General features: G+C 69.8%; 11 protein-coding genes. 9 read left to right on the top strand and 2 right to left on the bottom strand.

Going from position 1 to position 12,201, the window contains the following annotated elements; genetic code table 11:
- Positions 1-47 precede the first annotated feature (47 nt).
- Positions 48-1,148: a pyridoxal-phosphate-dependent aminotransferase family protein gene (locus SSP24_RS09750; protein ID WP_141309034.1), complete on the bottom strand. Its 1,101-nt coding sequence runs from the start codon at positions 1,146-1,148 to the stop codon at positions 48-50.
- Between the two features lie 176 nt (positions 1,149-1,324).
- On the opposite strand from SSP24_RS09750, the gene SSP24_RS09755 reads away from it, so the two are divergent.
- From SSP24_RS09755 to SSP24_RS09770, 4 genes are all read left to right on the top strand, one after another.
- Positions 1,325-2,176, top strand: a complete 852-nt coding sequence (locus SSP24_RS09755; RefSeq protein WP_141308980.1) for a transporter substrate-binding domain-containing protein — start codon at positions 1,325-1,327, stop codon at positions 2,174-2,176.
- Positions 2,173-3,009, top strand: a complete 837-nt coding sequence (locus SSP24_RS09760; RefSeq protein ID WP_141309036.1) for an amino acid ABC transporter permease — start codon at positions 2,173-2,175, stop codon at positions 3,007-3,009. Before SSP24_RS09755 ends, SSP24_RS09760 begins: the two co-directional genes overlap by 4 nt.
- A complete protein-coding gene (locus SSP24_RS09765; RefSeq protein ID WP_141308982.1) occupies positions 3,006-3,779 on the top strand; it encodes an amino acid ABC transporter ATP-binding protein in 774 nt (257 codons plus the stop codon). Before SSP24_RS09760 ends, SSP24_RS09765 begins: the two co-directional genes overlap by 4 nt.
- A gap of 80 nt (positions 3,780-3,859) precedes the next feature.
- Positions 3,860-4,945 carry an amidohydrolase family protein gene (locus SSP24_RS09770; protein WP_141308984.1) on the top strand — a complete coding sequence of 362 codons (1,086 nt, stop codon included), beginning with the start codon at positions 3,860-3,862 and terminating at the stop codon, positions 4,943-4,945.
- 40 nt (positions 4,946-4,985) lie between these two features.
- Here SSP24_RS09770 and SSP24_RS09775 read toward each other — a convergent pair whose 3' ends face one another.
- The gene (locus SSP24_RS09775) at positions 4,986-6,233 is read right to left on the bottom strand and encodes a serine hydrolase domain-containing protein (protein ID WP_141308986.1); all 1,248 of its coding nucleotides are present in this window, start codon (positions 6,231-6,233) and stop codon (positions 4,986-4,988) included.
- 272 nt (positions 6,234-6,505) lie between these two features.
- On the opposite strand from SSP24_RS09775, the gene SSP24_RS09780 reads away from it, so the two are divergent.
- The 5 genes from SSP24_RS09780 (at position 6,506) to SSP24_RS09800 (ending at position 12,151) form a co-directional block, all read left to right on the top strand.
- Entirely contained in the window at positions 6,506-7,429 is a 924-nt protein-coding gene (locus SSP24_RS09780) for an SCO1860 family LAETG-anchored protein (protein ID WP_167529553.1), read from the top strand.
- Positions 7,430-7,639: 210 nt separating this feature from the next.
- Positions 7,640-8,494, top strand: a complete 855-nt coding sequence (locus SSP24_RS09785) for an ABC transporter permease (RefSeq protein WP_141308988.1) — start codon at positions 7,640-7,642, stop codon at positions 8,492-8,494.
- Positions 8,491-9,378 carry a carbohydrate ABC transporter permease gene (locus tag SSP24_RS09790; RefSeq protein ID WP_141308990.1) on the top strand — a complete coding sequence of 296 codons (888 nt, stop codon included), beginning with the start codon at positions 8,491-8,493 and terminating at the stop codon, positions 9,376-9,378. The genes SSP24_RS09785 and SSP24_RS09790 overlap by 4 nt, the downstream gene beginning before the upstream one ends.
- Positions 9,379-9,405: 27 nt before the next feature.
- Positions 9,406-11,055 (top strand): type 2 periplasmic-binding domain-containing protein, encoded by a 1,650-nt coding sequence (locus SSP24_RS09795; protein WP_141308992.1) that lies wholly within the window; start codon positions 9,406-9,408, stop codon positions 11,053-11,055.
- A gap of 43 nt (positions 11,056-11,098) precedes the next feature.
- The gene (locus SSP24_RS09800) at positions 11,099-12,151 is read left to right on the top strand and encodes a LacI family DNA-binding transcriptional regulator (protein ID WP_141308994.1); all 1,053 of its coding nucleotides are present in this window, start codon (positions 11,099-11,101) and stop codon (positions 12,149-12,151) included.
- Positions 12,152-12,201: the final 50 nt, after the last annotated feature.

Below are 12,201 nucleotides of genomic sequence, written 5' to 3' on the forward strand. Positions count from 1 at the left end.
CCACCTACCGCCAAGCCCTCATCGCCGGCCCCCGTACCACCAGCCCCCTACCGCCAGCCCCCCTCCGCCGCCCGGCGGCCCGCCTCCAGGTTCACCGCCAACCCCTTCTCCGACAGGGCTGCCCCCAGTGCCGCCAGGCTTGCCTGGACCGCGTCCGGGGTCGCGTCCGGGCCGTAATGGTTGACGCGGATCATCCCCTTGGCCAGGGCGCCGCCGCCCGACGCCAGCGGGAGGGTGGGGTCGGTGGCCAGGGCCCGGGCGACCAGCTCGGACGCCACGACGCCGGACGGTGCCCGCAGGGTCGTCGCCACCGGTGCCGCCTCCGTCGCCTGATGGACGTACGGCTCCAGACCCCCGCCCAGCGCGAGCGCCCCCGCACGGGTCGCCGCCGCGGCGGACGTGTGCCGGGACATCACCGTCGCAAGCCCCTCCGCCTCGATGCGCTCGACGCACGCGTCCAGCGCCAGCATCTCCAGCTGCGCGGGCGCGTGCAGCAGGGCCTTGCGGCCGGCGTCGACCCAGCGTTCCTTCCAGTCCAGCAGCGACAGGTACGAGCGGCGCGGCGCCCGCGGGTTCGCCGCCATCCGGGCCCACGCCCGCTCGCTCACCGACACCGCCGACACCCCGGCGGGCCCGCCCATCGCCTTCTGCGCCCCGATCACGCACAGGTCCACACCCCACGCGTCCGGCAGCACCGGCTCGGCGCCCACGGACGCGACGGCGTCCAGATAGAAGAGGGCACCCTGCTCCCGTACCGCCGCACCGATCTCCGCGACCGGGTTGGTGTTCCCGGTCGCCGCCTCCGCGTGCACCAGCGACACGAAGTCGATCTCCGGGTGCTCGGCGAAGGCGTCACGGATCTGCGCCGCCGTGACCGCCGTGTGGAACGGCACCGCGAGGTCGTACACCGTCGCCCCGCAGTCCCGCAGCCAGTCGCCGAAGGTCTGCCCGTACGGACCGGTGATCACGTTCAGCGCCACCGTCCCCCGACCCGCGGTGGCCCGGATCGCGCCCTCCAGCGGCAGCAGCGCCTCGCCCTGCATGATCACGACGTCCTGCCGGGTGTCCAGCAGCCGGGCCACCCGGTCCTCGATGGCGGCGAAGTGCGCGGCGCTCAGCGGGGGGAGGTCCAGGAAGGGATGGGTCACGGCGGTGCTCTCTTCGGTCACGGGATCGAACGCAGTCGAGCGTAACCGCCGGACCACAACCCCCGGCCCCTTGTGACTTCTTAGGCCGCACAGCCTCTCGGCCATCGGTTTGTTTTGAGTGACCCAAAGCTCTCCTTATAATCAGAACTTCAAAGTTTCCTCACAGGAGGTTCCCCGTGAACACGGTCCTCGGGCGCCGGGCCCGCATGCTGGCCGCCACCACCGCGACGGCCGGGCTGGTGCTGGTCGCCGGCTGCGCCTCGGACGGTGACGGCGGCAGTGGTACGAAGACCGCCGCCGGCGGGGTCGAACTCGTCAAGGCCGGTCAGCTCACCACCTGCACCCACCTGCCGTACCCGCCCTTCCAGTCGGAGATCGACGGCAAGGTGCAGGGCTTCGACGTCTCCCTCGTCGACCTGGTCGCCCAGGACCTCGGCGTGCGGCAGCAGATCGTCGACCAGCCCTTCGAGAACTTCAAGACCGGCGGGTCCCTCAACGCCGGCCAGTGCGACCTGGCCGCCGCCGGCATGACCATCACGGAGGAGCGCAAGAAGAACGTCGACTTCTCCGACCCGTACTTCGAGGCCACCCAGGGCGTGCTGGTCGACAAGAAGAGCGGCATCACCTCCTTCGCCGGCCTCAAGGGCAAGAAGGTCGGCGCCCAGGCGCAGACCACCGGCGAGGACTACGCCAAGAGCCAAGGCCTCGACCCGGTCTCCTTCGAGTCCTCCGACGCCGTCCTCAACGGCCTGCGCACCGGCCAAGTTGAGGCCGTCGTCATCGACTACCCCGTCGTGCAGGGCTGGCTCAAGGACAAGGCCAACGCGGACGCCTTCCAGGTCGCCGAGCAGGTCAACACCGGTGAGCAGTACGGCTTCACGGTGAAGAAGGGCAACACCAAGCTGCTCGCCGCGATCAACAAGGCGATCGCCGACGCCAAGGCCGACGGCACGTACAAGAAGCTGTACGAGCAGTGGATCGGCCCGTACGAGGAGTCCGCCGCCTCGCCGTCGCCCGCCGCCTCATGACCGACGCCACCAAGGCCGAGGCCCAGCCCCGCAAGAAGGGGCTGACGCGGCGCCAGAAGCGCAGCGTCTCGCGGGGTGTGCAGTACGTCGTCTTCGTCGGCGCCCTGATCGCCCTCGCGGTCGGCGCCGACTGGGACCGGCTGGCCAACCAGTTCGCCCAGGGCGCCATCGCCGAGCAGATGTTCCCCGACGTCATCACGCTGGCGCTGAAGAACACCGTGCTCTACACGGTCTCCGGCTTCGCCGTCGGCCTGGTGCTCGGCATGGTCCTGGCGCTGATGCGGCTGTCGTCCGTCGGCCCCTACCGCTGGGTCGCGGGCGTCTACATCGAGATCTTCCGTGGCCTGCCCGCCCTGCTGATCTTCATCTTCATTGGCGTGGCCGTCCCGCTCGCCTTCCCCGGCACCGAGATCCCCGGTGGCACCTACGGCAAGGTCGCCCTCGCACTCGGCCTGGTGGCGGCGGCGTACATGGCGGAGACGTTCCGCGCGGGCATCCAGGCGGTGCCCAAGGGCCAGATGGAGGCGGCCCGTTCGCTGGGCTTCTCACCGGCCCGCGCGATGGTCTCGATCATCCTCCCGCAGGCCTTCCGGATCATCCTCCCGCCGCTCACCAACGAACTCGTCCTGCTCTTCAAGGACTCCTCGCTGGTGCTGTTCCTCGGTGTCACCCTTCAGGAGCGGGAGCTGTCCAAGTTCGGCCGCGACCTGGCCAGCCAGACCGCCAACTCCACGCCGATCCTGGTCGCCGGCCTGTGCTACCTGCTGGTCACGATCCCGCTCGGTTTCGTCGTACGCCGTATGGAGACGAAGGCCCAGGAGGCCGTGAAATGAGCCGACCCGAGATCGAGATCCGCGACCTGCACAAGTCCTTCGGCGACAACCACGTCCTGCGCGGCATCGACCTGGAGATCGCCCAGGGCGAGGTCGTGTGCGTCATCGGCCCCTCCGGCTCCGGCAAGTCGACGCTGCTGCGCTGCGTGAACCTGCTGGAGGAGCCGACCAAGGGCCAGGTCGTCGTCGGCGGCACCGAACTCACGGATCCCGACGTCGACATCGATGCCGTACGCCGCCGGATCGGCATGGTCTTCCAGCAGTTCAACCTCTTCCCGCACCTCACGGTGACCGAGAACCTCACGCTGCCGCAGCGCCGGGTGCTCAGGCGGGACAGGGCGCAGGCCGCGAAGGTGGCCGCGGAGAACCTGGAGCGCGTGGGCCTCACCGAGAAGGCGAGCGCGTACCCCTCGTCCCTCTCCGGCGGCCAGCAGCAGCGCGTCGCCATCGCCCGCGCACTGGCGATGGGCCCGGAGGTCATGCTCTTCGACGAGCCGACTTCCGCCCTCGACCCGGAGCTGGTCGGTGACGTCCTGGCCGTCATGCGCATGCTCGCCCAGGACGGCATGACGATGATGGTCGTCACCCACGAGATGACGTTCGCACGTGAGGTGGCGGACAGGGTCATCTTCATGGACGGCGGGGTGATCGTGGAGGACGGCAGCCCGGAGCAGGTGATCACGAACCCACAGCACGAGCGCACGCGCCATTTCTTGTCCAGGCTTCTCGACCCGGCGATGGCAAACGTAGAGGAGAACAACGCCGGTTAGGGGCGCGGGGAACTGCGCGAGCAACCACATACAACCCGCACCCGAAAACCGGCCGAAAGCGGAGCGTTAGTCTGCGGTACATGAGCGAAGTGCTGCACGTGAAGGGCCACATCCTCCTCGGCCCCGAAGACGTCCGCGACGAGCTGTGGGTCGTCGACGGACGCATCTCGTACGACCGTCCCGCCACGGCCCGAGACGTGCGCACGGTGCAGGGCTGGACCCTCCCCGGCCTGGTGGACGCCCACTGCCACGTCGGCCTGGATCAGCATGGCGCGGTCCCACAGGACGTCGCCGAGAAGCAGGCCCTCACCGACCGCGACGCCGGCACCCTTCTCATCCGCGACGCCGGCTCCCCCTCGGACACCCGCTGGATCGACGACCGCGACGACCTGCCGAAGATCATCCGCGCCGGCCGCCACATCGCCCGCACCCGCCGCTACATCCGCAACTACGCCCACGAGATCGAGCCGGACGACCTGGTCGCCTACGTCGCCCAGGAGGCGAGCCGGGGCGACGGCTGGGTCAAGCTGGTCGGCGACTGGATCGACCGCGACCTCGGTGATCTGTCGGCCTGCTGGCCCAGGGACGCGGTCGAGGCGGCCATCGCCGAGGCGCACCGCCTGGGCGCCCGCGTGACCGCCCACTGCTTCGCCGAGGACTCCCTGCAGGACCTGGTCGAGGCGGGCATCGACTGCATCGAACACGCGACGGGCCTGACGGAGGACCTGATCCCGTTGTTCGCGGACCGAGGGGTGGCGATCGTCCCCACCCTCGTCAACATCGCGACGTTCCCCAAGCTCGCCGCCGGTGGCGAGTCCAGGTTCCCGCGCTGGGCGGATCACATGCGGCGACTGTACGAGCGCCGCTACGACACCGTGCGCTCCGCCTACGACGCCGGGATCCCGGTGTACGTCGGCACGGACGCCGGCGGCTCGCTCGCGCACGGGCTCGCGGGGGCCGAGGTGGTGGAACTGGTGACCGCCGGGATCCCGGCGGTGGAGGCGCTGTCCGCCGGGACGTGGGCGGCCAGGGAGTGGCTGGGCCGTCCGGGTCTTGAGGAGGGGGCACCGGCCGACCTGATCGTGTTCGAGACGGACCCACGGGCGGACGTACGCGTACTGACGGCCCCGCGGCGGGTGGTGCTGAACGGCCGGGTCGTCGGCTAGGACGGGTCAGCGTCCCCGGGGACTGCTCCCGTGGCGCGGCTCAGCGGCCGGTGGGCTGTGCCGGCAGGTTGAAGACGTGCTGCGGGCTCACGATCCTCGTGATCGCGTCGCCGAAGAGCGTGCTGGGTTCCGTGTCGTCGTGGCTGATGTCCGTGTTCAGCACCACGACGAGCGTGGCCCGGGCCGACGGAAGGTAGATCGTCAGGGACTCGTAGCCCGGCAGTGAGCCGTTGTGCCCGATCCACCCCTGGACGTCGAAGATGCCGAGCCCGTACCCGGCGCCCGGGATCGTGGTGGGCGGGGTGTCGAGCCGCTGCTTCTGGGTGGCGGGGCTGATCAGCGTGTCGCCGTCGGGCAGGACGCCGGTGGCGACGGTGGGCGCCCAGATGCGCAGATCCTCGAGCGTGGAGATCATCGCGCCGGCCGCCCAGCCCCAGGAGGGGTTCCAGTCGGTACTGTTGGCGACCTTCCCGTCCGCGGTCTGGTCCGTGTACCCCTGCGCGTGCGGCCGGGGGAACGCCGCGTCGGTCGGGAAGATCGTGCGGTGCATGCCGGCCGGTTCCAGGATGTTCTCCCGGATGTAGTCCTGCAGCGGCCGGCCGCCGACCTGCTCGACGACCAGACCGAGCAGGATCAGGTTGGTGTTGGAGTAGAAGAACTTCTCGCCCGGCTGGAACAGCACCGGGTGGCTGAAGGCGTAGTCGAGCAGCTCCCGCGGGGTGAACGACCGCTCGGGGTCGGACGTCAGCGCCTTGAAGAAGTCCGGGTCCGCCGAGTAGTTGAAGAGCCCGCTGCGCATCCCGGCCAGCTGACGCAGGGTGATCCGGTCGCCGTTGGGCACGTCGTCGACGTACTGGCCGATGGTGTCGTCGAGGCCGATCCGGCCCTCGTCGACCAGCTTCAGCAGCGCCGTCACGGTGAAGGTCTTGGTCTCGCTGCCGATCCGCATGTAGAGGTCCGGCGACATCCGCCGGCCGGTGTCCTTGTCGGCGACGCCGAAGGACCGCACGTGGCTGCCCTTGTCGGGGGTCCACAGCCCCACACTCACGCCGGGCACGTCCGCCTCACGCATGACCCTCTGCACGGCCCTGTTGACCTGCCGTGTCACCTCGGGGGTGAGCCTGCGGAAGTCGTCCGACGGCGACGGGGAGGGCGAGGGCTGTCCGGCGACGGCCGGGGCGGATTCAGGTGCCCCGAGCGAGGTCCCGCCGCCGAGGGGAACCACGAGTGTCCCCACCGCCGCGGCGATCACGGCCCCCCGGCGCAGTCGTCCGCACGAGCGCGTCATGGGCTGACTCCCGACATCACGAGGAGAGGCCCGCGACCTGGGCCGAAGGCCCTGTTCACCTCAGCATAGGAGCGCTCGCGCCGCGTCGCCCGTCGGAGAGCGGGCGCGTACGGGCTGCACCCACCGCGCAGGGAACATCCGTACCGGAAAATCGAACTCGTTCACAGAAACCCCACTATGGGGTGAAGTAACGCAGGATCGCTGCCCGTTCACTCTTGGTGCGTAATTCTTGCCGGGTCCCAAGCGTCACTCTTCTGGGGAGTCCCACCACCGTGAACAGCAATAACTTCCGTATGCCCGCATGCCGTCCGGTCGCCGTCGCGGCCGCCACCCTCCTTGCCGCCGGTCCCGCGACCCTGGCCGGGGCGAGCTCCGCGTACGCGACCGGCGACCAGGGGCGCGCGAGCGCCCTCGTGCTGCGCACCGGGCTGGACGTGTCCCTGCTCAACAAGACCGTCAACGTCCCGCTCGCGGTCACCCTCAACGAGGTGCAGGCCCCCCAGAGTGCCGAAAAGACCGCGCTCACCGCGCAGTTGGACGGCGTCGACGGCGGAAAGCCGTTCAGCGTGCTGCGCGCGGATGTGGCGCAGGCGAAGGCGACCGTGACCGACGAGCAGGCGCAGGGCAGCACACGGCTCGCCAACGCCCGGCTGCACGTGCCCGGTCTGCCGCTGCTGTCGGTCATCGAGGTCGAGAAGGTCACCTCGACCGCGACCTGCGCCGCGGGCAAGTCGCCGGTCGCAGAGTCGAACGTGGCCGGCGCCGTGACGGTGCTCGGCAAGAAGGTGACGCTCACCGCCGGTGGCACGACGAACGTGACGGTGCCGGGCGTGGGCGAGGTGCGCCTGGACCTGTCGAAGCGGGAGACGACCTCCCGCACGGCAGCCGCCACCGCCCTCGAACTGACCGTCTCTGTCAACCCGTTGAAGCTGAACGTCGCCGAGGTGCAGGGCAGCGTGACCCTCGCGAAGGCGACCTGCGAGACGCCCCCGGCGCCCACCGGGACGGAGAGCGAGCCCGCCGCCCCGGGCACCGACCCCGTTTCCGACGTCAAGCCCCAGGGTGCCCCGGCACAGGACACCCTCGCGGAAACCGGCGGCAATGCGATGACGCCGTACATCGCGGGCGGCGCCCTCGCGCTGCTCGTGGCCGGTGGCGGAGCGGTCGCCCTGACCCGCCGCCGCAACCGGAGCTGACGCAAAGTCAAGGGAAGCGTTTTCATCAGCTGGCCCAGGTCGACGCCCGGCGTTGACCTGGGCCAACGCCCTTTCTCTGTCAGAATCGTTGACGACGCTGTGAAAGCGCTTTAACTTCCCTCACACTGTATCCGAGGCAGTGAGGGGGGAACCGTGGCCGTTGTCCGACGAAAAGGTTTTCACGGCCGCAGTCGCACGCTGTTCCTGCTCATGCTCCCCGGCCTGGCCTACTTCCTGCTGTTCCACTACGGCGCACTGGTCGGCAACGTCATCGCGTTCAAGGAGTACGTCCCGTTCGACGGCCTCTGGGGCAGCCCCTGGGTCGGACTGGCCAACTTCCAGCGCATGTTCGAGGACGGCGCGTTCTGGGCGTCCGTCCTCAACACCCTCTGGATCGCCGTCCTGCAACTGGTCTTCTACTTCCCGGTGCCGCTCGCCTTGGCCCTGCTGCTGCACACCCTCACCTGGAGTTCGGTACGCCGCTTCGTGCAGTCGGTGGCGTATCTGCCGCACTTCATCTCATGGGTGATCGTGGTGGCGCTGTTCCAGCAGGTCCTCGGCGACACCGGGCTGCTGAACAGCGCGCTGAGCGGCGCGGGCCTGCACACCGTCGACATCATCGGCAACCCCGACGCCTTCAAGCCGCTCGTCGTCGCCCAGGTCATCTGGAAGGACGCCGGCTGGGGCACGATCATCTTCCTCGCCGCGCTGGCCCAGGTCGACGAGCAGCAGTACGAGGCGGCCGCCATCGACGGCGCGGGCCCCTGGCGGCGGTTCTGGCACGTCACCCTGCCCGCCATCCGCCCGGTGATCGTGCTGCTGCTCATCATGCGGCTCGGCGACATCCTCTCCGTCGGCTTCGAGCAGATGCTGCTGCAACGCGACGCGGTCGGTCCCGAGGCCGCCGAGATCATCGACACCTTCGTCTACTACCAGGGCATCGTCGGCGGCGACTACGGATTCGCCGCCGCCGCGGGCCTGTTCAAGGGCGTCATCGGCGCCCTCCTCGTCTACGCCGCCAACAAGGTCGCCCACCGCCTCGGCGAACAGGGGGTCTACAAGTGACCGCATCCGCACGGCCGGGCTGGATGGAGAAGCCCCGGCCGATCACCCAGGCCGGCAAGGCCCTGGCCCTCGCCACCGTCGTGCTGCTGGTCTGCGTACCGTTCCTCGTCATCGTCTCGACCTCGCTGGCCTCCACCGACGAGGTGATCGCCAATGGCGGCTGGGTGCTGTGGCCGACCGAGCCGACGCTGGACGCCTACCGCGACATCCTCGACGGCGGCATCGTCACCCACGCCCTCGGGGTCAGCGCCGGAGTGACGATCGTCGGCACGCTCCTCAGCCTCGCCTGCACCGTCACCCTCGCCTACGCGCTGTCCCGCCCCGGCGTCCTCGGCGGCAGGCCCGTCCTGCTGCTCATCCTGTTCACATTCCTCTTCCCGCCCGGCATGATCCCCAGCTTCCTGCTGGTCAAGGAGCTGGGCCTGCTCGACAGTTATGCCTCGCTGGTCCTGCCCGTCCTGGTGAACGTGTTCAACCTCGTCGTCCTGCGCGGCTTCTTCCAGGGCATCCCCGAAGAGCTGTACGAGGCGGCACGGCTCGACGGAGCGGGGGACTGGCGGGTGCTGTGGTCGGTCGTGCTGCCGCTGTCCAAGGCCGCGCTGGCCGTCGTAGGTCTGTTCTACGCGGTGGCGTACTGGAACTCCTGGTTCTACGCCTCGCTCTACCTGGAGAGCGACCACTGGCCCCTCCAGCAGGTGCTGCGCACCTATGTGGTGGCCGGTTCCGGACTCACCGACGCCACCACCGGCGAGGCCACCATCACCGCACCGCAGACCGTGCAGATGGCGGTGCTGGTGATCGCCACCGTGCCGATCCTGCTGGTCTATCCCTTCCTGCAGAAGTACTTCACCAAGGGCGTGCTCACCGGCGCCATCAAGAGCTGACACAAGCCGACACGAGGTGATTCACCTATGAGCCGCATGTCCCGACGTACCCTCCTGCGCTCCATGGCGGTGGGCGGTGCCGCCCTCTCCGTCCCCGGCCTGCTGACCGCCTGCTCCACGAGCTCAGGCGACAGCGATGTCTCCAACGCGGGCAAAAAGCTTGCCCCCTGGCCGACATACAAGCCCGCGACGGGACCCAAGCCGGACCTCGCGCCCACCGACGCAGGCGTCCAGGCCGGTTACACCGCCTACCCCTCCGACCTGGTCAAGTCGGTCGCCCGCACCCCTGGTGACGGCTCCACCGTCAAGGTCATGTCGGTGTCCTTCGGCACACCCCCGAAGCCGGCCTCCGCCAACCGTTTCTGGGCCGCCGTCGAGAAGGCCCTCGGTGTGAAGATCGAGTACACGATCGTCTCCCAGGCCGACTACCAGAAGAAGATGGCCACCGTGATGGCGGGCGACGCCGACTCCCTCCCGGACATCATCAACCTCTTCTCCGGGTTCGTGCTGCCCCGCGAGGCCGAGTTCGTGCAGCGGCGCGCCGAGGACCTCACGCCGTTCCTGTCCGGCGACGCGATCGATGCCTACCCCAACCTCGCGAACATCCCCACCCACGCCTGGCAGGACATGGGCCGCATCGGCGGCCGCATCCACGGCATCCCGCTGGAACGCCCGCTGCCCGGCTCGACCCTCTGGCTCAACCAGGGCATGTTCACCGACGCGGGGATGACGGAGGGCTGGACCGCCGACGACTTCGCCGCCGTGGCGAAGCAGGCGACGAGCGGGCGGACGTACGCGCTCGGCGCCGCCCAAGGATCCCTGTTCGGCAACGCCGTGCACTCCGCCGCCCACAACGCGCCCCAGGAATGGGCCGTCACCAAGGACGGCACGTTCCTGCCCGGCTGCGCCGACGAACGCTACAAGGCGGCGATCGCCTTCCAGGCGCAGCTGCGCAAGAACGGCTCGTACCACCCCGACGCCACATCCATCTCGCAGATCGACCTGACCACGCTCTACTACAACGGCACGGTCGGCTCGATGCAGGACGGCTTCGGCGCGTATCTGCCCAAGTACCAGGAAGCCCCCGACGGGATGACCCCGGCCGCCGCCCTCCCCTACAGCGTCGGCGGCGAGCCCGGCGGGATCGTCGCCGCCCGCCGCTCCTTCGGCTACACCGTGCTGAAGAAGGCGAAGAAGGAGCGCATCGAGTTGCTGCTGCGCATCCTCGACTACCTCGCCGCCCCCTTCGGCAGCGAGGAGTGGGAGCTCGTCCACTACGGCGTCGAAGGCACCCACTTCACCCGCGCCGCCGACGGCTCACCCAAGCCGACCAAGCTCGGCGAGGTCGAGAACAACACCAACCTGCCGCTGAAGTACCTCGCCGAAGGCCCCCAGGTGCTGTTCGTGCCCGGCATGCCCGACGCCGTACGGGCCCTGCACGCCTGGCAGGAGAAGGTCGTACCGCGCGCCAACCGCAACGCCTCCTTCGGCCTGCAGTCCCGCACGAAGAACGCCCAGGGCACCACCCTCAAGGCCCTCCTCGACGACACCGTCACCGGCATCGTCGCGGGCCGCCTCGCGCTGTCCGAATGGGACGCGGTGGTGAAGCGCTGGCGGCAACGGGGCGGCGACAGAATGGCCGAGGAGTTCGCGCAGGACCACGCGGCCAACACGTGACGCTCCGCCGGCGGAACAGGAGACATGGGGGATGGGGAACGGCATGACAGGCAAGGGACGGGTCACGATCCGGGAGGTCGCCGAGCGGGCGGGCGTGTCGATGGCCACGGCGTCGCGTGCGCTCAGCGGCAATCATCCGGTGCCCGCCGCGACCCGGGCCCGCGTGCTGCGTGCCGCGCGTGACCTCGACTATGTCGCCAACGCGCATGCGCGGGCACTGGTGGGTGGCGGCCGGAAGATGGCCGCGGTCGTGGTCCGCCAGGTCACCAGCCCCTTCTACGCCCAGGTCGCCGAGGGCGTCGAGGCGGAGGCCGCCGACCGGGGCTGGCTGTGCGTGGTCGGCGCGACCGGTGGGGACGCGCAGCGCGAGATGGAGTTCGTGCAGCTGATGCGGGAGGAGGGGGCGCGGCTGGTGATCCTCGTCGGTGGCGTGGTGGAGGACGACGCCTATCGGGAGCGGGTCGCGCACTACGCGCATGCGCTGGACTCCTCGGGGGCGCGGCTCGTGCTGTGCGGGCGGCCCGCGCCGGGTCCCGATGTCCCGGCGCTTGTCGTGGAGTTCGACAACGAGGCGGGGGCGCGGGCGATCACCGGGCATCTGTTGTCCGCCGGTCATCGCAGGATCGCCTTTCTCGGGGGGCTGCCCGGCAATACGGCGCTGGATGCCCGGGTTGCGGGGTATCGGGCCGCGCTTGCCGAGTACGGCTTGCCGCCGGAGGCGGCGTATGTCGTGGACTGTGGGCTGGGGCGGGCTGCGGGGTTGCGGGCGATGAGCGCGCTGCTTGAGGAGACGCGGGAGTTCACCGCGGTGTTCGCCGGGGACGACATGGTGGCGGCGGGGGTGTTGCGGGCCGTTGCGGAGGCGGGGCTCACTGTGCCGGACGACATCTCTGTGGTCGGGTACAACGACATTCCGCTGGCTGAGGATTTCAATCCGCCGTTGACTACTGTGCGGACGCCGGCGGAAGAGCTCGGCAGAGCCGCCGTGCGGATTGCTCTTCGCGATCCCGACAGTGCGGCCGGGAGTCATCATCTGCTGGGGACACACATCGTCGTGCGCCGTAGTGTCTGTGCGCCGTCGCGGTCTTGTGGGTGATCGGTGGCTGGTCGCGCAGTTCCCCGCGCCCCTGAAGGGGCGCTGTACCG

It is taken from the genome of Streptomyces spinoverrucosus (genome assembly GCF_006539505.1).
In the GTDB taxonomy this organism is placed as follows: Bacteria; Actinomycetota; Actinomycetes; order Streptomycetales; family Streptomycetaceae; genus Streptomyces; species Streptomyces spinoverrucosus.